Here is a 19,130-nt window from a genome sequence, read left to right as displayed (position 1 = left end):
ATCGTGGCGGGTTAGAGGAGGGCGACGGGGTTGATCGGGGATCCGACGGCACCGGTGATGGGCAGCGGCGGTGCCGACAGCAGGAACTCCCAGCGCCCGAGTTCGGCACACGTCGCGGCGAGTTCGTCGAGGTTCCACATCTCGCCGATCGTCAGGCCCATGTTGGGGATCACGATCTGGTGCAGCGGCTGGAAGGCGGCGGCGTCGAACTCGTTGGGGCGCACTTCGAATCCCCACGTGTCGGTGGCGATCGCGGCGATCTCGGTGCGGTGCAGCCATCCCGCCGTCGTCAGCGACAGGCCGGGGGCCGGTCCGCCGGCGTACTCGCCCCATCCCTCGCGGAGCGCGCGCGTGTAGCGACCGGTGCGCACCAGGACGATGTCGCCCCGGCCGACGGCGCTCGTGGCGCCCTGTGCGGCGATGCACGCGTCGAGATCGGATGCGGTGATGGCATAGCCGTCGGGCAGCTCTCCGGTCTCCGGAGCCAGGTGACGGCCGAGATCCAGCAGCACGCCGCGGGAGACGATGACGTCGCGGGCATGCTCGACGCCGGTGACCAGGTCGCCGTCGCTGGTGACGACATCACCGGCGCGGCGCCCGTTCCACGCGTTGCCGTGGTCGAAGATGTGCCCGAGCCCGTCCCACTGGGTGGAGCACTGCAGGGGCATCGTGACGTAGTCGTCGGCGCCGCCGATGCCGTGCGGGAAGCCCTGGGTGCCCCGTTCGGCATCGGTGCCCGTGTCGGTCATCGTGTGCACGGGGTTGATGCGCCGGCGCCACCCCTTCTGCGGGCCGTCGGTGTCGAACTTCTGCGACAGCGAGATCACGCGCCCCAGGGTGACCAGCCGCGCGGCGTCGGCGCGCTTGCCCTCGTCGATGAAGTTCAGGGTGCCCAGCACGTCGTCCTGCCCCCAGCGACCCCAGTTGCGGTACGCCTCGGCCCGTGCCGCGATCTCGGCCTCGGGGTTCCCCCGGTCCAGGTCCGCCGGATTCTCCGACGGCGCAGCGACGCTCTCCTGAGCGGTCATCGTGCACCTCCTTCTGCGACGCAGCGCACCACCTGGGTGCCCAGACCCTCGATCGAGCCGGTCATGACGTCTCCGTCCTGCAGGAATCGCTTCCAGTGCTGGCCGTTGCCGGCCGGGCTGCCGGTCAGGAGGAGGTCGCCGGGGTTCAGCGGCGCGGTCTGGGAGGCGGCGGCCACGAGCGAAGGGACGTCGAAGACGAGCTCAGCCGTCGTCGCATCCTGCATCACGTCGCCGTTGAGCCCGAGCCGCACGCGGAGGTCCGCCGGATCCACGAAGGGCGCCGGGACGAGGAACGGACCGGTCGGCAGGAACCCGGGAGCGTTCTTCGCGCGGTACCAGTCCGCGCCGATGTCGCCGACGTCGGTGGGGAAGACGAGGTCGCGGGTCGTGATGTCGTTGACGATCGTGTACCCGGCGACGTGCTCCATCGCGTGCTCCCGATCGACCCGGAACGCGGGGCGCCCGATGACGACGGCCAGTTCCAGCTCCCAGTCGTGCGTCTGGCTGTATGCGGGCAGCTCGAGCGGCTCGCGTGCGCCCACGACGCACTGCGGCAGGCCGATGAAGACGAACGGCCGCCCGCTCGCCGCGCGCGCATCCATGATCCGCTCCGCGTGCGCGCGCGCCTCCTCCGGGTCGCGCGTCGCGTCGCCCTTCGTCAGCCCCGCGACGATCAGCTGCACGACGTGCGTGCGGTAGTTCGCTCCGGCCTGCAGCACCTGCCTGGGCTCGACCGGCGCCGTCAGGTTCGCCTCGCCGAGCGGACGCCACGCGTCGCCCCCCTCCCCGGCCAGCGCTCCCAGCCGGTCCCAATCGGGGTCGGCGAGGAAGGCGTTGAGGTCGCCCAGCTCGGCCGGCGCCAGCGGGCGGATGCGGTCGCCTGCCACCAGAGCCGGGCGCGCCTGCCCGCCCTCCTCGATGCGGGCCAGGGCGAAGGGGGCCGTCAGGCCGGTGGACGTCGTCGTCATCGGGGTCTCCATGCCGGGCTCAGCCGTGCTGCGTGTACGGGTTGATGAGGGCGGCGCGGATCTCCTCCGGCACGCCTTCCTCGGTCGCCGAGGGCCCGTCTGCGGGCGGGAAGGATTCGGTCATCGACATGGGCATGGCGCCGTTGCGATAGAAGTTGCTCGAACCCTGCGAGGGCTTCCACGTGTTGGGAGTCCAGTCCGGGACGTAGTTGCGGTACCCGCCGGTGTTCAGCTCGATGCGCATCGTGGACGGCTCGCGGTAGTACAGGAAGGTCTGCTCGCCGATGCCGTGGATGGACGGACCGTACTCGATCGGGATGTCGTGCTCCATGAGCGTGTCGGCGGCGATGAGGAGTTCTTCGTACGTGTCCACCCAGAAGGCGTAGTGGTTCACGCGTCCGGCGCGCGAGGAGCCGTCCAGGACGACACCCAGGTCGTGGGACTTCTCGTTCGTGGTGAGCACCGAGAAGACCGACAGCGGGGCTTCGTCCAGCACGGTCCGCGCCATGATGCGGAAGCCGAGCACCTCGTTGTACCAGGCCGCGAATCCGTCGACGTCGCTCGTGGCGATCGTGACGTGGTCGAGCTGGCGAGGCGCCCCCGCCACCTTGGAGCGCTTCTCCGGGCGGTCGGGGTAGATCGAGGCGACGTGGCCCGGCGCCTGGTGGCGCTCGACGTCCCAGTGCAGCGTCATGGGGTGACCCCATGGACCGACGAAGCGCAGGGCGCGGCCGATCTTGTAGCCGTCGAACCACTCGATCTCCACGCCGGCAGCCTCCAGACGGCGGGCCGCCTCGTCCAGGGCTTCGGGGCTGGAGGTGCGCCAGGCCATCGTCTCCAGTGCCGGCTCGTCGCCGGGGACCACGACCACCGAGTAGGAGTAGTAGTCCCCCCAGCACCGCAGGTAGACACGTCCGTCTTCACGGGCGACTTCCGTCAGCCCCACGTGCGTCGTGTAGAACTCGACGGACGCGTCCACGTCGGGGGTGGTGATCGCGACATAGGAGAGGTGCGCGAGAAGTTTGATCATCGTCGATCCTTTCGGAAGAGCTGCGGGCACGGATCCGCCCTGGGTCCATCCTGGGAGCAGCAAACGCATAAAGGAAGTCGATCCTACCGATGTGGGATATCATCCGTTCTTATGGTGGACCGCTCCCGCTTGAACCGTCTGGATCTCAACCTCCTGGTCGCCCTGGACGCGCTCCTGACCGAGCGCAGCGTCACGCGCGCCGCCGAGCGCCTGCATCTGACGCAGCCCGCGCTGAGCGCGTCACTGTCGCGCCTGCGCACGCACTTCAACGATCCGATCCTGGCCCGTCGCGGGAACACGCATGAACTCACGCCGTTCGCCCTGCGGCTGTCCGAGCACGTGACGACGGCGCTGGAGGCGACGCGGCGCGTGTTCGACAGTCAGGCGACATGGGCCCCGGCGGAGTCGACGCGCGAGTTCTCCATCTACGGCTCGGACTACGGCTTCGCCACGATCGGCACCGTCGTCTCCCGCCTCGCCGCCGAACGCAGCCCGGGCGTGCGCTTCCGCTTCATTCTGCACACGCCGGCGGTCGTGGAGGATGCCGCCAACCGCCTGCGCTCGGCCGACGCGATGATCATCCCGCACGGCTTCCTGAGCGATCTGCCCTATCGCGACGCGTGGCGCGACGACTGGTTCGCCCTCGTCGCCGACGACAATCCCGCCGTGGGCGAGGAGCTGACGATGGAGAACCTCGGCATGCTCCCGGTGGTGATGACCTACGCCTCCCGCAGCGCGTTCACGTTCGTGAGCCGCCAGATCCAGCAGCTCGGTGTCGAGCCGCGCGTCGCCGTCGTGGTGGAGAGCTTCCTGAGCCTCCCCCACTTCGTGCAGGGAACTGACCGCGTGGGGCTCATCCAGGGGGCACTCGCGCCGTTCGCCGCGCAGCTGGGCGGGACGCGCGTCCTCCGCCTGCCGTTTCCGCCCACCCCGATCGTGAATGCGCTGTGGTGGCATCCGGTGCACTCGCGTGACCCCGAGCACGCCTGGATGCGCGACCTGTTCGCCGAGGCCGGACGCATCGTCGAGCGGGACGTCAGCGCCCACACCCCCTGACCCCGCGAGGGTCGCCCACCCGTCAGCCGCGGCGCGACTCCAGGTAGCTGCCGAGGCGATCCAGGACCCCCTCCGAGCCCCGCTCCCGCATCGACCCGTCGTCGAACCCGTCCAGGTGGACGCCGTGCTCGCCGTGCGTGAACCGCGTGCCGCCCTCGATCTCCTCGAACTCGTACGACACGACCGAGGTCGAGATGTGCGTACCGTCGAGCCACATGTCGTAGGTGACGACGATCCGCTCGGGCGCGACGATGTCGGTGTACGTCGCCTCGAAGCGCGACACCGGCCCGCCGTGGAAGGCACCCACCGCGACGTCGCGTCCGCCGACGCGGAAGTCGAAACGCCACTCCCCCGTCTCCCACTCGGGGCTCTCGCCGAACCATTCCCGCTTGCGCTCCTCCTCCGCGAACGCGGCCCACACCTCACCCACCGGGACGGGGTAGTCCCGCACGAGCGTGAAGCCCGCGTGCGCGACACTGCGGCCGGCTGGCGCGCTCATCGCCGCTCCCGCGTGAAGGTGACGTGGATGGTGCCGCTGGGGGCGACGACGGTCTCGATCCGGCAGTCCCGCTCGAGGCCGCGCAGATCGTCCCACAGGTTGACGCCCTGGCCGAGGATGATCGGCGCGATCGCGACGTGCAGGTCGTCGACGAGCCCTGCGGCGAGGAAGGAGCGGACCGTCGTGGCGCCGCCACCGACCCGGACGTCGCCGCCGCCTGCCACCTCCGTCGCCATGGCGAGCGCCTCCTCCGGCGACGCGGTCACGAAGTGGAAGGTCGTGCCGCCGGCCATCTCGAGCGACGGACGCCGCTCGTGCGTGAGGACGAACACGGGCACCCGAAACGGCGGCTCGTCGCCCCACCATCCGCGCCACTCCGGGTCATCCGGGTGCGCGTGGAGCCCGAACATGCCGGCGCCGAGGATCTCGGCGCCGATGCCCTGGAAGTAGCGGGCGGCGAATTCGTCGTCGAGGTCGGTGGTGCCGGCGCCGGAGGTGTCGTGCAGCACACGCTCGCGGAACGTGCGCGTGGCGACGTACGCCTCCGTCAGCCGGCCCCAGTCCTGCCCGAACGGATCGTCGGGGGTCTGGTCGACGGTCGTGGCGCGACCGTCCAGGGAGATGTTGAGATCGACGCGGACACGGGTCATGAGGGGGCTCCTTCGGAATGACGGGCGAGGTGGATGCCGAGCCGGTCGGCGCGCCGCTCGGCGTCGGTGCGCTGTTCGTCGAGCCACAGGTGCAGCACGTCCAGCGCACCGGGCCGGAGGCTCACCGTGCGCACCCGGCCGGTCTTCTCCGACGTGATGATGCCCGCGTCGGTGAGGATGCCCAGGTGCTGCACGAACGAGGGCAGCGACATGTCGAACGACTCCGCCAGCACCGAGACGGCCGCCGGCGCCTTCGCGAGCCGCTCGACGATCCCACGGCGGGTGGGATCGGCGAGCGCGCGAAGCACCCGGTCGACATCCTCTCGATACTTAGGCATTGACCTAAGTTAATGCCCTCTGGGTCCCGGAGTCAAGGGTCGCCGACGCCATCCGGCGTACCGTGGGGGCATGGCGAAGAAGAAGAAGGAAGACGGGTGGTACTGGTCCGAAGAGGGCGTGAACTTCCACACCCGCAAATGGGTGCGCCCCGAGGATCTGAACGCGAACGGCACCCTCTTCGGCGGCAGCCTGCTGCGGTGGATCGACGAGGAGGCGGCGATTTACGCCATCCTGCAGATGGGCAACCACCGGGTCGTCACCAAGCTCATCTCGGAGATCAACTTCGAGGCATCCGCCCTGCAGGGCGACCTCATCGAGATGGGGCTGACCGCGACGCGGTTCGGGAAGACGTCACTGACCATGCGGGCCGTCGTCCGCAACATGATCACGCGCGAGCGCATCCTCACGATCGAGAAGATCGTTTTCGTCAACCTCGATGCCGAGGGACGACCCGCTCCGCACGGCTACACCGACATCACGTACGACCGCGACCGCATGCCCCGCGAGCACCCCGGCACCGGCACCATCAAGCTCCCCTCGCACTGAGCTCGCGCCGTCGCACGGCCGCGCCGCCGTCTTACGCCAGCGCCCCTCCCGGGATCGCGGCGAGCAGCTCGCGCGTGTAGTCCTGCTCCGGTGCCCGGAAGATCTGCTCCGGCGTACCCGACTCCACGATCCGCCCGCGCTGCATGACGTGGACCTCGTGGGAGATCATGTTCACCACGGCGAGGTCGTGGCTGATGAAGAGGTAGCTGAGGCCCAGTCGGTTCTGCAGCGCGACGAGCAGTTCGAGGATCTGGGCCTGCACGAGCACGTCGAGGGCGGATACGGCCTCGTCCAGGACGATGAGCTCCGGTTCCAGGGCCAGGGCGCGTGCGATCGCGACGCGCTGGCGCTGTCCGCCGGACAGTTCGTGCGGCAGCCGCTCGACGACGGAGCCGGCCAGCGCCACCTGCTCGAGCAGTTCGCGGACACGGATGCTGCGGCTCTTGCGGTCGCCGATGCCGTGCACGCGCAGCGGCTCGGCGATGGACTGGGCGATCGTGTAGCGCGGGTCGAGCGAGGCGAACGGGTTCTGGAACACCGGCTGCACCTGACGGCGCACGGCGAACATCTGCCGCGCACGCAGCGCGGACAGGTCCTTCCCTCCGATGCGGATGACACCCTCACTGGGGGTCTCCAGCCCGAGCAGCATCTTCGCCGTCGTCGACTTTCCCGATCCCGACTCTCCCACCACCGAGACCGTGCGCCCTCGCGGGATGGTGAAGCTGACATCGCGAGCGGCCCAGAACTCCTCGCCGCGCGCAGTGCCCCGCATCCGGTAACTGCGGCCGACTCCCTCCAGGCTCACGAGGGTCTCCGGCGCCGCGCCGGGCGCCGGAGGTGCGATCAGCGGCACGGTGACCAGGCTCGGCGCCGCCGCCACCAGCCGCTGCGTGTACTCCTCCCGCGGCGACTCGAGGATCGCCCGGGCGGGCCCGGACTCGACCAGCTCCCCGCGGTACATCACGAGCACCCGGTCGGCGCGTTCGGCGGCGAGGGCGAGATCGTGGGTGATGAGGATGACGGCGGTGCCGGCGCCCCCGGTCAGCTCCGCCAGCGTGTCGAGGATGCGCCGCTGCACGGTCACGTCCAGTGCGCTGGTCGGTTCGTCGGCGATGAGCAGCCTCGGCTCGCACGCGAGCCCCATCGCGATGAGGGCCCGCTGCCGCATACCGCCGGAGAACTCGTGCGGGTACTGCTCGTAGCGGCGCCCCGCATCGGGGATGCCGACGGACTCCAGCAGCTCCACGACGCGGGCGCGGCCGCCGGGCCGGCCGTGCACCTGGAGCGCCTCGAGGATCTGAGCGCCCACCGTGTGCACGGGGTCGAGGTTGGACATCGGGTCCTGCGGCACCATGCCGATGCCGGCTCCGCGCAGCGAGATCATGTCGCGCTCCGGCAGCCCCGCGAGGTCGCGCCCTTCGAACAGGATCTCCCCCGCCGTGATGCGCCCGTTGCCGGCGAGGAGGCGATTGATGCTCGCGGCGACGGTGGACTTGCCGGAGCCGGACTCGCCGACGATCGCGACGGTCTCCCCCGCGGCGACGTCGAAGCTCACCCCCTTGACGGCGTCGAAGGGGCCGCTGGGGGTGGTGAAGGAGACCCGCAGGTCGCGGACGGAGAGGAGAGGGGCGGTCACGGAGTGGCTCCCGTCGTGGAGGGATGGAGGAGGGCGTCGGCACGGGACATCGCCTCGCGCCAGAGGAGGTCGACCGGTACGAGGCGGTCGCGCCCAGGTGCCGGGCGGCCGTGCAGCCGGTTGGTCAGCAGGACGGTGAGCACCTCGGGCTGATCGTCGGTCGCCGGCGAGGCGGCCACGAGTGCTCCGGTGAACCCGTTGTGGCCGAGGAAGAGCCGATCCGTCCCCCGCCACCGCATGCGGTGGTGCAGGAGACCTTGCCCCTGCCCTGCGTCGACGGCGGCTCGGAAGGCCGCAGCGCTCGCGGCGCCGAGTCCCCACGCCTGGGGCGCGGCGATCGCGGCGGCGATCCGCAGCATCCCGTCGGCGTCGCCGAACCACCCTGCGTGGCCCGCCGCGCCACCGAAGGCGTGGAAGGCATTGCCGTCGGCGATCTCCCCGCGCAGGATGCCGCTCCGCCACGCGAATCCCGCGGGATCCACGTCGACGGGATACGGCACACCGCTGCGCACCATCTCGCGTTCGATGGCGTCGCCGTCGGGGCCTGCCACCACGGACATGCCCGCAGCCGGGGCACCGGGTGACACGGTTGCGGCGGAGAGCGGGTCGAGCAGGACCTGCCGGACGGCCTCCGCGAAGGCCGAGCCGGTGACGTGCGCGATGACGGCGCCGAGAGCCTGCATGCCGAGATCGGAATAGTGCCGTCCCGCCCCGCGGGGATAGCGCGGCGCCAAGGACAGCGCCGCGGCCACGGGGTCCTCCTCCGCCTCCGGCAGGAGGTACAGCGGCCACCACTCCCTCAGTCCGGCGCGGTGCCGGAGGAGGTCGTCGATCGTCGCTTCGGCGGCGACCCCCGCGCGCGCACCCAGGATCGAACCGACCGGCGTGTCCTCGGCGAGCGCCCCGAGGTGGATGAGCCGCCGGACGGCCAGTGTCGTGAGCGTCTTGCTCACCGAGGCGAGGTCGAAGGCGTGCCCGACGGTCATCCGCGTGCCCGTTCCGAGGTCGGCGATCCCGCTCGCCACGATGTCCGTGCGACCGTCCTCGACGACGGCGAACACGGCCCCGGTCGGAGCGTGCCCCTCCGTCCGCGGAGCGGTCACGCACGCGACGGCCGGCACCAGCAGGGTGTCGCTCACGACAGGTCCTCCCGGAGGGCGAGGATGCCGAAGCCGGCGGCGTCGCCCAGCTCCACGCGGTCGCGCTCGTACCGCGCACCGCCGTGCACCGGGGCGCTGCGCTGCCACAGCCCGGCGTCGAGGTCATGGACACGGCCGGGCAGGGTGGCGGCCAGGTGCGCCGCCGCCGTCACGCCGACGACGGATTCGAGCATGGACCCGACGAGCACGCGCATGCCCGCCGCCTGGGCGGGGGCGATCAGCTCGCGCGCCGGGGAGATGCCGCCGCACTTCGCCAGCTTCACGTTCACCAGGTCGGCCGCCCCCATGCGCGCGATCTCGTGCAGGTCGCGGAGCCCCCACAGCGCTTCGTCGGCGAGGATCGGTGTCGCGGTCGCGTGCGTCACGCGGGCCAGTGCGGCGATGTCGGCGGCGGCCGTGGGTTGCTCGACCAGCTCGACGCCGAGATCGTCGTCCTCCCAGCCCCGGATGAGGCGGATCGCCTCGTCCGCGCTCCACCCCTGGTTGGCGTCCACCCGGATCCGGATGTGAGCCGGGGCACTGCGCCGCAGCGCGCGCAGTGTGGCGTCGTCGCGGTCGGCGTCGCGCCCGAGCTTGACCTTCACGACGTCGAAACCGTCGGCCACATGCTCCGCGGCTGCGCGCAGCACCGCGTCCTCCTCCGCCGCCGACACGGTGATGTCGGTGTGCACCGTGCTCGTCGACTCCGCGTCGAGCAGCCGGTGTACCGGGAGCCCCGCGGTCTGGGCCGCGATGTCCCACAGCGCGGCGTCGACCGCGGCTTTCGCGGCGGTGTTGTGCACGACGGCTGCGGCCAGAGCAGGGCCCCACACCGACGGGTCGTCGGCGGGAAGTCCGCGGAGCGACTCCGACAGGGGGCCGGCGGTCACCGCGTCCACGCTCGCCGCGCTCTCCCCTGTGACGCGCCAGCTCACGGCCGCCTCTCCCCACCCGGTGCGACCGTCGGCGTCGCCGACGCACACGATCACCGCATCCAGCGCCGTGACCGAGCGCACCGCGGTCACGAAGGGCCGCCGCAGCGGGAGGCGGATCGCGTGCGTGCGGATGCGCGTGATCTCAGCCATGCTCCCGCGTCCTCGCCTGCGGCGCCGTCATCCGCAGGAAGGCCGGACGCGGGCACGGCTCGGGGAGCCGCAGCGGCTCCGCACCAGGGGTGAGAGTCCCGAGGATGCGTCCCCCGCCGGCCCCCGTGGCGCTCGGCGTCGTGCCGGGCAGCCCGTGCCACGACAGCCAGCCGATGAGCGCCATCAGCACGGCTTCCTTCTCATCCGCCCCGAGTCCCAGCTCATCCGTGCGTCCGACGCGAGCGCCCGCAAGCGCGCGTGCGATCCCGTCCATCACGACGCGGTTGTGTACGCCGCCTCCCGACACGAGCAGTTCGGCGGGATCCAGCGACGCGAGGGCGTCGGCGACGGTCCGGATGGTCAGCGCCGTGAGGGTCGCGACGAGGTCGGCGTCGGCGAGGTCGCGTCCGAGCCGCTCGAGCGCCGCGTGGACGTAGTCGAGGTGGAAGAGCTCCTTGCCCGTGCTCTTGGGTGCGGGGAGGCGATAGTACGGCTCGTCCAGGAGCGCCGCGAGGAGCGCCTCGTCGACGCGTCCGGACGCCGCGATGACGCCGGATTCGTCGTATCCGGCGGCGTGCAGGCCCCGCTCGCGGACGACCGCGTCGATGAGGGCGTTGGCGGGACCGATGTCCCACGCCCGCGGGAGATCGGCGCCGACGACCGTCACGTTGGAGATCCCGCCGAGATTCAGCGCAGCGACGGGCCGGCCGCCCGTCGCGCGCCCGGCGAGGATGAGCTCGTCGATCGTGGACGCCAGGGGTGCGCCCTGCCCTCCGGCGGCGATGTCGCGGATGCGCACGTCGGACAGCACCGGCGTTCCGGTGGCCTCTGCGATCCACCCCGCCTGCCCCACCTGCAGGGTGCCCATGACGCGGGCCCCCTCGACCCAGTGGTAGACCGTCTGGCCGTGCGACACGATCAGGTCGACCGGCCCCGCGTCGGCGATCGCCGCGACGGCGGCCTCGGCGAAGGCCTGCCCGATGAGCGTGTCCAGCTGCGCCACCTCCTCGAAAGTGGTGCTCCGCGGCGGCAGCGCCTGTACGAGCCGGTCACGCAGTCCTGCGGCGTACGGCGCCGATCCGTGCGTCACCACGGATGCCTCAAGTCCGTCCTCGTTCGGGTGGAACTCGACGACGGCACTGTCGATGCCGTCGTGCGACGTACCCGAGATCAGTCCGAGGATCCTCATGGCCGTTCCTCCTGCTCTTCGTCCAGCGCGACGCGCAAGCGGCCGTCGGCCGCTTCCAGCGCGGCGCGCGCCTGTTCGGTGGGCAGCGACCGGCGCAGGGCGACGACCGCGACGGGAACCGAGTACCCCGCCTGTTCCAGTGCCTCGCGTGCCCGCGCGTCGTCCACTCCGGCGATCTGGGCCACGATGCGCGTCGCCCGCAGTCGGAGCTTGTCGTTCGACGCCTTCACGTCGACCATGAGATTGCCGTAGGTCTTGCCCAGGCGCACCATGGCGATCGTCGAGAACATGTTGAGCACGAGCTTCTGGGCGGTACCGGCCTTCAGCCGCGTGGACCCGCTGACGAACTCCGGGCCGACGATCACCTCGATGCCGTGATCGGCGGCACGGCTCAGTTCCGTGCCGGCATTGCACGACAGCCCGATGCCGAGGGCACCTCGCTCGCGCGCCCGCGCGACGGCTGCGATGACGAAGGGGGTCCGCCCGCTCGCCGCGATGCCGATGACCGAGTCGTCCGGCCCCACACCGGCGGCATCGATCGCGGCGGCACCGGCGGCGGCGTCGTCCTCGGCGCCTTCGACCGCCTCCACCACCGCCCGCGGCCCGCCGGCCATGATTCCGATGACGCGGTCGCGGGTGGAGAAGGTGGGCGGGATCTCCGACGCGTCCAGCACGCCGATGCGCCCGGGGGTGCCGGCCCCGACGTAGAAGAGCCGTCCGCCCCGTTCCATGCGCTCGGCCACACCCTCGATCGCGGGGATGATCTGCCCCAGCGCCGCGCGGACGGCCAGCGGCACCGCCTGATCGGCTTCGTTCATGAGGGTGGCCAACTCGGCCACCTCGAGCGTGTCGATCCGGGCGTAGCGTGCGTCGGCCGCTTCGGTGGTCAGCGCTTCCAAATTCACCGGTCAGCGTCCTTTGCGATTGGGGTCGAGGGCGTCGCGCAGTCCGTCGCCGAGGAGGTTGAGCCCGATGATGAGCAGGATGAGCACGAGGCCGGGGCCGGCCATCGTCCATGGCGCCGCGACGATGAGGGTCTGCGCGTCGAACACCATCGATCCGAGCGACGCGGCCGGCGGCGGCGTGCCGAAGCCCAGGAAGCTCAGCGAGGCCTCGGTGAGCACGGCCCACGACAGCGAGAGGGTGATCTGCACGATGAGGATGCCGGTGATGTTGGGCAGGATGTGCCGCGCCATGATGCCGACGCTGCCCATGCCGGTGGCCTTGGCGGCGCTGACGTAGTCGATCTCGCGCAGCGACAGCACGGGGCCCCGCGTCACGCGCACGAAGATGGGCGTGTACACGACCGCGATGGCCACGGCCACGGTGAACCAGTTGCGCGTGAACACCGATGCCAGCGTCAGGGCCAGCAGCAGCGGGGGGAAGGCGAAGAGCACGTTCGTGATGCCGCCGATGACGCTGTCGCCGACGCCGCGCAGGTATCCGGAGACGATGCCCCCGACGGTGCCCACGAGAGCGGCGAAGCCCACCGCCACGACAGCGACGAGCGCCGAGTTCACGACCCCGGAGGCGACGCGGGTGAACACGTCACGCCCGAACTGATCCGTTCCGAACAGATGCGCGCCGGAGGGCGGCTGCAGACGGGAGGTGGTGTCCTGGGCGCTGGGATCACCCAGCAGGCCCGACGCGGAGGCGATCGACAGCAGGACGAACACGCCGACGATGATGAGCCCCGTCAGGCCGCTCGGGCTGCGCAGCAGCGGTGCGAAGGCGCGCCCGGCGGAGCGGGGCGGGACGGCGGGGGCGGCGACGGCGACGGTATCGCTCATGCGGCACGCACCCGCGGGTCGATGCGGCGGTACAGCAGGTCGGTGAGGAGGTTCACGATGACGAAGAGCATCGCGATCACGAGCACGGTGCTCTGCACGACGGCGAACTCCTTCTGGTTGATGCCGAGGAGGACCTGACGGCCGATTCCGGGAAGCGAGAAGATCTGCTCGACCACGACGGCGCCGCCCAGGAGGTACCCGAACTGCAGACCGGTCATGGTCACGATGGGGATCAGGGCGTTGCGCAGCACGTGCCGCCACTGCAGGCGGCGCGGCGGTACGCCCTTGGCGCGGGCGGTGCGGACGAAATCGAGCCCGCGCACCTCAAGTACGGCCGTCCGCGTGGTGCGCATGATCGGCGCGGCGATGCCGAAGCCGAGGACGAGCGCCGGCATCAGCATCTGCAGAAGGTTGCGCACGGGGTCTTCCCACAGCCGGGCGAAGCCCAGCCCGTTCGGATTGAACCCGAACGCCTGGGCCGAGACGGCCAGCAGAGTGGTGGCCAGGAGGAAGGCCGGGACACCGAGGCCGGCCAGTCCGACGCCCTGCCCCACCCAGTCCCGCAGCGAGTTCGGACGGGAGGCCGACAGCATGCCGAGTGGGATGCCGATGGCCAGGGCGATGACGATCGCCAGGAGCGCGAGCTCGAGCGTGACCGGCAGAGCGAGCGCGGTCATCTCCAGGACCGACTGCTGGGCCCGCGCGGAGAACCCGAGGTTTCCCGTCGCGACCGCGCCCAGCCATGTGAAGAACTGGACGATGAGCGGCTGGTCGAGTCCGTAGTAGGCCTCCAGCGCGGAGCGCTGTTCCGGGGACAGCGCGGCGGCCTCCGTGCCGTACGCGGCCGTGATCTGGTCACCGGGGAGGGCCCGGAGCATGAGGAACACCGCCACGGCGACGCCGAAGAGGGTCAGGAGCGCGCTGCCGACGCGGCGCGTGACAGGCGAGACGAGAATGCGGTGCAGCATGGGACTCCCACGCGGACCGGACAGGGCGCAGCGGCCCGTCCGGCCCGCGAGTGCTCAGTCGATGGTGACGTCGCGCAGGTTCTGCAGCGAGCCGTTGGACAGGGGCACGAAGCCGGAGACGCCCTCGGCGGTCGCGGTGTAGTTGTAGGAGGTGAACAGCCACACCCACGCAGCGTTGTCCTCCAGCTCCGCGGCGACGTCGTCGTAGATCGCCTTGCGCGCGGCCTCGTCCGACTCGGCCTTGCCCTCGGCGAACAGCGCGTCGAGGGTCTCCGAGCTGTAGCCGGCGACCGGGTTCAGGCTGCCGGTGCTGGTGAAGTACCGGCCGTAGGAGGCGTCGGGATCGGGCTGGCCGCCGTTGAGCGCGACGGCGAGCTCGAAGTCGGCGGCGACCCAGCGGTCGACGTACGCGCCCGACTCGAGCGACTCGATCTCCAGCGTGATGCCGGCGTTCTTCAGCTGGGCCTGGATGTTCTCCGCCTCGGCAACCGCGGTGGAGTATCCGTCCTGGTTGACGATGGCGCGGAGCGTCAGACCGTCTTCGTACCCGGCCTCCGCCAAGTGCTCCTTCGCAGCGTCGATGTCGGCCTCGGGGCACGGGCGGGCATCGGGGTCGGAGCGGAAGGCGGGCGAGGTGATGGGTCCGGTGACCTCGCCGGCGCCCAGGGCTGCGGTGTCGAGCACTTCCTGACGGTCGATCGCGCACGCGATCGCGAGGCGGACGTTGACGTCGTCCAGCGGCGCGACCCGGCTGTTGATCTGCAGCACGTGGTAGCTCAGCTGCGGCGTCTCGGTCACCTCGACGGATCCGCCGATGGTGTCGGCCACCAGCTGGTCGTCGAAGACGGCCATCTGGACGCTGCCAGCCTGCAGTGCGGAGACGATCGCCGACTGGTCGGGGATGACGCGGAACTCCACCGTGTCGACCTCCGGCTCCCCGCCCCAGTACTCCGGGTTGGCGGCGAGGATCAGCGACTGGTTGGGCGTGCGGTCTTCGAAGACGAAGGCGCCCGTCCCGTTGGGCTCGGTCTCCAGCGCCGCCAGGTCGACGTCGGAGGGCAGGATCGCGGTGGTGATGACGGCGAGCTTGGAGAACAGCGCGGCGTCGGGAGCGCTCAGCGTCAGCTGCACGGTCAGCGGGTCAACGGCCTCGATCGTCTCGACCGAGGCGAGGTTGGTCGCCGAGACGGCCGCGGTGGCCTCATCCTTGATCGCCTGGTAGGACGCCACGACGTCCTCGGCGTCCAGGTCGCTGCCGTCGGCGAAGGCGACGCCCTCGCGGAGCTGGAACGTCACAGTCAGGCCGTCTTCGCTCGTCTCCCACGACTCGGCGAGACCCTCCGTGACGGCGAGGTCGTCGTCGAACTCGGTGAGGGTGCCGTACAGGTTCTGCAGCACGTGCGTCGCCTGGAACTGCGTGCTCGTCCACGGCAGGAGGGTGTCGACGTCGGCCGTGACGCCGATGACCAGATTCTGCGGCGCGTCGGATCCTTCACCCGAGGCTTCGGGGGCCGAGCAGGCGGTCAGAGCGATCGCCGCGACGGCGAGGGTGCCCACAGCACCGACGGCGGCGCGGGGAACGGAAGCTCTCTTCATGAGGTTCTCCAGATCGGGTACCGGCGGCCTCGTTGCCGACCGCCTCGGATTGGTCAATTATTTACGACCGATGTTTCTTGGAAGTAACTTACTGCCGAGAACCCGATTCGGCTACCGTGTCGGTATGACCGGACAGCGCCCCGACGGCGCGCCCACCCACACCGCACGTCCGCTGCTGTCCACGGTCCGGGCGCTGATCCCCTCGATGCCCCCCTCCGAGAAGCGATTGGCCGAGAGCCTGCTGGCCGATCCGGAGGCCTTCTCCACGCTCAGCATCAACGAGGTCGCCGACGCGGCGGGAACGTCGACCACCACGGTCGTGCGCTTCTACCGGCGCCTCGGCTTCACCGGATTCAAGGACCTCAAGCACGACCTCGCGCAGGAGACCCTGCGCGCCAGCCTGCTCGTCCAGTCGGTCCCCGCGACCGCGAGCGACATCGCCCCCGACGACACCCTTGAGCAGATCGTCGCCAAGGTCGCGCGGGATGAGACGCTCTCCATCAGCGACACCGCTGACGTACTCGACACCGGCGCGCTCGCGCAGGCCGTGACAGCCCTCGCCCAGGCCGACCGCATCGATGTCTTCGGTGTGGGCGCCAGCGCTGTCGTGGGCATCGACCTGCAACGCAAGCTCAGCCGCATCGGACGGACCGCGATCACGTGGCCCGACGCCCATACGGCCTGGACGGCAGCCGCCGTCCTGGGGCCGCGAAGCGTGGCGGTGGCGATCTCCCACTCCGGGGAGACCATGGACACGGTGGAGTTCCTCCGTCTGGCCCGCGCGGCCGGATCGGCGACGGTGGCGATCACCAACGTTCCCGACTCCTCGATCACGCGTGAGGCCGACGTCGCCCTCTACACCGCGGCACGCGAGACGCCCTTCCGCTCCGGCGCGCTGGGCAGCCGCATCGCGCAGCTCATGGTCGTGGACTGCCTGTTCATCGGCGTCGTGCAGGCCGACTACACCGCCTCCGTCGCAGCGATCCGCTCGACGTACGACGCCGTCCGCTCACGGTCGCTGCACCCCCGCTGAGTCGCCCGCGCACCACACACCGGGGGCTCCGTGCGCCGGGCGGAGCCCGCCCGGCGCACGGAACGGGTCAGCGCATCTCGCCGAAGGTCCGGTCGATGTCGGCCATCTCCATCGCCGCAGTGGCGGCGATGAGCTCCTGCAGGTCGGCATCGGCGCCGGGAGCGAACTCCTCGAAGCGCTCGGCGCCGATCGTCATGGGCGCACCCGCGGGCGCCTGCTCGCTGGCGTCGAGCTGCGTCCCGTCGCCCGACGGCGACAGGCCCTGGTAGATCTTGCCCGCCTCGGACTGGTTGGTGAGATCGAAGGAGTACTGCTTGCTCTGCAGCCCCATCTCGAGGAGCCGGGCCACCTCGGGGAACTTCTCCGCGTTGGTCTTCGGGATCGGCAGCGCCGTCCGCCAGTTCACGCCCAGGGTCTCCAGCGCCTTCGCGTAGGCGTTCTCGTGCGCCTGGTCACGCACGATCAGGTACGAGATCGTGCTGCGCGCGGTCTTGTTGTCGGTCATCTCGTACAGGCGGCACTTCTGCAGCCGCCCGGTGGATTCCAGCATGAGGTTGTAGAGCAGGTCCAGGACCAGGTTTCCCGAGTTGTAGACGTAGCTGCCCAGCCACGGGTTCCCCGCCGCATCCACCGGCATCGCGCCCTGCGCGCCGACGAGGTAGTGGTGGATGTTGCTCTCGGACAGCGCGATGTTCAACGGGATGGCGCCCTTGGCGCCGGGTGCGTCGACGGGATCGGTGGGCTTGCCCTGGTAGCGCGGCGATCCGTCGAGCAGGCGCGAGATGGTCGTCCCGATGAGTTCGACGTGGCTGATCTCCTCCGTGCCGATGCCCTGGATGAGGTCCTTGTAGGGCTTCGCGGACGGACCACGGAAATTCATGCTCTGGAACAGGTACTGCATCATCGTGCGCATCTCGCCGAACTGGCCGCCGAGCCCTTCCTGGAGCGCGTTGGCGGCGGCGGGATCCGGCTCGTCCTGCTCGATCTCGTTGATCAGCTGCTGAACGTGAAAGTACATGAAACCTCCAGGGTGTGGATTCGTGCTTCCAGCCTCCTCCTTCGCCCCGCTGTCAGCCGCCCCTCGCCTCGCGGCCGCTCCCCCTGTACTCTTCTCCACCGTCAGCTCAGAAATGCCTGCCCGCCGCCGCGGCCTCTGCGCCACATCCGCGCAACCGCGCCACTTCTTACCGGCGCGATCGCACCGAACAGGCGCGAACGGGGGAAGCTCGCCGGCGGACGACAGCGCTCCGATGGCACCCGGCCACGCACTCTCCGGCGCGGCCCGGAGCAGGTTCGACTCACCGCGATCCTGCGGCTGTTAGCCTCCAGACGTGTCGTTGCGCTTCGCTATCCTGGGCCTGCTGTCGAGCCGGCCGATGAGCGGGTACGAGGTGAAGAAGGTGATCGACGCGAGCGTCGGGCATTTCTGGACCGCCGACCAGTCGCAGATCTACCGCACCCTGGCGGCTCTCGTGACGGACGGCCTCGCGACGCGGCGGACCGTGCCGCAGGATGACCGGCCGAACCTGCACCTGCACAGCATCACCGAAGCCGGGAGCGAGGCCCTCGACGCGTGGCTGACCTCCCCGCTTCCCCCCGAGCCCACCCGCGAACCCTTCCTCGCGCGGCTCTTCTTCGCGGATCGACTGCCGCCGGCGGCCGTGCGGGAACTGCTCGAGGGTCGCCGGGCGGAGATGCTCGCGCAGCTGGCCGAGCTCGAGTCGGTCGAGGCGCCCCGCGAACCCGCCACCGTCGCGGAGCTCCTGCGGGCCGCCACCCTGGACAACGGCCTGCAGCACGTCAGGACGGAACTGGACTGGATCGAGACGGTGCTCAGCCGACTCGAGCAGCAGGCCTGAAGCTCTCCGCGCACGCCGCGTCAGCGGCTCGCCGGCGTCGAGCGGCCAGCGCACGGTCGATGACGATCCCGATCACGATGGCGACGCCCACACCCAGGGCGGCGCTGAGCAGCGGTTGGCCCTCCAGCCACGCGCCCGCAAGAACGCCGATCGCGGCGCTGTAGATCGCCCAGGTGCTGCCGGCCAGGATGCTGAGGGGCAGGAAGCGCCGCCACGGGTAGCCCAGCGCTCCCGCCGACACGTTGACGGCGACGCGCCCCACCGGGATGTAGCGGGCACCGAGGATCAGCGGAGCACCTCGATGCGCGAGCCCCTGCTGCGCGTGAGCGAAGATCGCAGCCACCCGCGGACGCCGCATCCATGCGAACCGCGTGGTCCCCACGCCACGGCCCAGCGCGTAGGCGAGGTTGTCGCCGATCACCGCGCCGAGCGCCGCGGCCGCGCACAGGAGCGCGATGGTCGGATAGGACTGGCTCGCCGCCGCCACGGCCGCGGCCGCCACGAGCACCGTTTCGCTGGGGATCGGCGGAAAGACGCCGTCGATGACCGCGGTGGCGAACATGACGAGGAAGACCCACGGCGAAGCGGCGGCCTGAACCACGAAATCGTTGATGACGTCCACGCTTCGACGCTACGAACCCGAACCCGGCGGCCACATCACTCGGAAGTATGGGCCGCGCGCGACCTGAGGGGGATATGTCAGCGCATTCCGTATGGCT

Annotated in this window: 20 protein-coding genes; 4 read left to right on the top strand and 16 right to left on the bottom strand. The window is 70.7% G+C overall.

Features of this window, described 5'->3' with window-relative positions; all coding sequences use genetic code 11:
- Positions 1-11: 11 nt before the first annotated feature.
- From E4K62_RS01965 to E4K62_RS01955, 3 genes are read right to left on the bottom strand one after another with little or no spacing between them, the layout of a single operon-like run.
- Positions 12-1,028, bottom strand: coding sequence for a cyclase family protein (locus E4K62_RS01965; RefSeq protein WP_135063060.1), 1,017 nt, complete (start codon positions 1,026-1,028; stop codon positions 12-14).
- On the bottom strand, positions 1,025-1,996 hold the full coding sequence (locus E4K62_RS01960; RefSeq protein WP_135063058.1) for a fumarylacetoacetate hydrolase family protein: 972 nt from the start codon (positions 1,994-1,996) through the stop codon (positions 1,025-1,027). Before E4K62_RS01960 ends, E4K62_RS01965 begins: the two co-directional genes overlap by 4 nt.
- A gap of 19 nt (positions 1,997-2,015) precedes the next feature.
- Positions 2,016-3,026 carry a VOC family protein gene (locus E4K62_RS01955; RefSeq protein ID WP_135063056.1) on the bottom strand — a complete coding sequence of 337 codons (1,011 nt, stop codon included), beginning with the start codon at positions 3,024-3,026 and terminating at the stop codon, positions 2,016-2,018.
- Positions 3,027-3,137: 111 nt separating this feature from the next.
- Here E4K62_RS01955 and E4K62_RS01950 point away from each other — a divergent pair, with 111 nt between their 5' ends.
- The gene (locus E4K62_RS01950; RefSeq protein WP_135063053.1) at positions 3,138-4,082 is read left to right on the top strand and encodes a LysR family transcriptional regulator; all 945 of its coding nucleotides are present in this window, start codon (positions 3,138-3,140) and stop codon (positions 4,080-4,082) included.
- 22 nt (positions 4,083-4,104) lie between these two features.
- On the opposite strand, the gene E4K62_RS01945 is transcribed toward E4K62_RS01950, so the two are convergent.
- From E4K62_RS01945 to E4K62_RS01935, 3 genes are read right to left on the bottom strand one after another with little or no spacing between them, the layout of a single operon-like run.
- Positions 4,105-4,581 (bottom strand): SRPBCC domain-containing protein, encoded by a 477-nt coding sequence (locus E4K62_RS01945; protein ID WP_135063051.1) that lies wholly within the window; start codon positions 4,579-4,581, stop codon positions 4,105-4,107.
- Complete coding sequence (locus tag E4K62_RS01940; RefSeq protein ID WP_135063049.1) at positions 4,578-5,231, bottom strand: dihydrofolate reductase family protein; 654 nt, start codon at positions 5,229-5,231, stop codon at positions 4,578-4,580. The genes E4K62_RS01945 and E4K62_RS01940 overlap by 4 nt, the downstream gene beginning before the upstream one ends.
- The gene (locus tag E4K62_RS01935; protein WP_135063047.1) at positions 5,228-5,569 is read right to left on the bottom strand and encodes an ArsR/SmtB family transcription factor; all 342 of its coding nucleotides are present in this window, start codon (positions 5,567-5,569) and stop codon (positions 5,228-5,230) included. The genes E4K62_RS01940 and E4K62_RS01935 overlap by 4 nt, the downstream gene beginning before the upstream one ends.
- A gap of 70 nt (positions 5,570-5,639) precedes the next feature.
- Between E4K62_RS01935 and E4K62_RS01930 the strand changes: the two genes are divergently transcribed.
- On the top strand, positions 5,640-6,116 hold the full coding sequence (locus E4K62_RS01930; protein ID WP_135063045.1) for an acyl-CoA thioesterase: 477 nt from the start codon (positions 5,640-5,642) through the stop codon (positions 6,114-6,116).
- Positions 6,117-6,147: 31 nt separating this feature from the next.
- Here the strand turns inward: E4K62_RS01930 and E4K62_RS01925 are convergent, their stop codons facing one another.
- The 8 genes from E4K62_RS01925 to E4K62_RS01890 are packed head-to-tail and all read right to left on the bottom strand — an operon-like array spanning position 6,148 to position 15,519.
- On the bottom strand, positions 6,148-7,752 hold the full coding sequence (locus tag E4K62_RS01925) for an ABC transporter ATP-binding protein (protein WP_135063043.1): 1,605 nt from the start codon (positions 7,750-7,752) through the stop codon (positions 6,148-6,150).
- A complete protein-coding gene (locus E4K62_RS01920; protein ID WP_167747702.1) occupies positions 7,749-8,891 on the bottom strand; it encodes a serine hydrolase in 1,143 nt (380 codons plus the stop codon). Before E4K62_RS01920 ends, E4K62_RS01925 begins: the two co-directional genes overlap by 4 nt.
- Positions 8,888-9,976: a dipeptide epimerase gene (locus E4K62_RS01915; protein ID WP_135063039.1), complete on the bottom strand. Its 1,089-nt coding sequence runs from the start codon at positions 9,974-9,976 to the stop codon at positions 8,888-8,890. Before E4K62_RS01915 ends, E4K62_RS01920 begins: the two co-directional genes overlap by 4 nt.
- On the bottom strand, positions 9,969-11,165 hold the full coding sequence (locus tag E4K62_RS01910; protein ID WP_135063037.1) for an anhydro-N-acetylmuramic acid kinase: 1,197 nt from the start codon (positions 11,163-11,165) through the stop codon (positions 9,969-9,971). The genes E4K62_RS01915 and E4K62_RS01910 overlap by 8 nt, the downstream gene beginning before the upstream one ends.
- Entirely contained in the window at positions 11,162-12,070 is a 909-nt protein-coding gene (murQ, locus tag E4K62_RS01905; RefSeq protein ID WP_135063035.1) for an N-acetylmuramic acid 6-phosphate etherase, read from the bottom strand. Before murQ ends, E4K62_RS01910 begins: the two co-directional genes overlap by 4 nt.
- Positions 12,071-12,073: 3 nt before the next feature.
- A complete protein-coding gene (locus E4K62_RS01900; RefSeq protein WP_135063033.1) occupies positions 12,074-12,955 on the bottom strand; it encodes an ABC transporter permease in 882 nt (293 codons plus the stop codon).
- A complete protein-coding gene (locus tag E4K62_RS01895; RefSeq protein ID WP_135063031.1) occupies positions 12,952-13,923 on the bottom strand; it encodes an ABC transporter permease in 972 nt (323 codons plus the stop codon). Before E4K62_RS01895 ends, E4K62_RS01900 begins: the two co-directional genes overlap by 4 nt.
- Before the next feature lie 54 nt (positions 13,924-13,977).
- Complete coding sequence (locus tag E4K62_RS01890) at positions 13,978-15,519, bottom strand: ABC transporter substrate-binding protein (RefSeq protein ID WP_135063029.1); 1,542 nt, start codon at positions 15,517-15,519, stop codon at positions 13,978-13,980.
- A gap of 124 nt (positions 15,520-15,643) precedes the next feature.
- On the opposite strand from E4K62_RS01890, the gene E4K62_RS01885 reads away from it, so the two are divergent.
- Positions 15,644-16,552 carry a MurR/RpiR family transcriptional regulator gene (locus E4K62_RS01885; RefSeq protein WP_135063027.1) on the top strand — a complete coding sequence of 303 codons (909 nt, stop codon included), beginning with the start codon at positions 15,644-15,646 and terminating at the stop codon, positions 16,550-16,552.
- Between the two features lie 67 nt (positions 16,553-16,619).
- Here the strand turns inward: E4K62_RS01885 and E4K62_RS01880 are convergent, their stop codons facing one another.
- Positions 16,620-17,570 carry a manganese catalase family protein gene (locus E4K62_RS01880; RefSeq protein ID WP_135063024.1) on the bottom strand — a complete coding sequence of 317 codons (951 nt, stop codon included), beginning with the start codon at positions 17,568-17,570 and terminating at the stop codon, positions 16,620-16,622.
- Between the two features lie 313 nt (positions 17,571-17,883).
- Here E4K62_RS01880 and E4K62_RS01875 point away from each other — a divergent pair, with 313 nt between their 5' ends.
- A complete protein-coding gene (locus E4K62_RS01875) occupies positions 17,884-18,411 on the top strand; it encodes a PadR family transcriptional regulator (RefSeq protein ID WP_135063022.1) in 528 nt (175 codons plus the stop codon).
- On the opposite strand, the gene E4K62_RS01870 is transcribed toward E4K62_RS01875, so the two are convergent.
- Positions 18,386-19,033 carry a DedA family protein gene (locus E4K62_RS01870; RefSeq protein WP_135063020.1) on the bottom strand — a complete coding sequence of 216 codons (648 nt, stop codon included), beginning with the start codon at positions 19,031-19,033 and terminating at the stop codon, positions 18,386-18,388. The two genes, E4K62_RS01875 and E4K62_RS01870, sit on opposite strands and share 26 nt — an antisense overlap.
- Positions 19,034-19,130 lie beyond the last annotated feature (97 nt).

This window comes from Microbacterium wangchenii (assembly GCF_004564355.1).
In the GTDB taxonomy this organism is placed as follows: Bacteria; Actinomycetota; Actinomycetes; order Actinomycetales; family Microbacteriaceae; genus Microbacterium; species Microbacterium wangchenii.
This window is presented reverse-complemented; position numbering and strand designations above follow the sequence as displayed.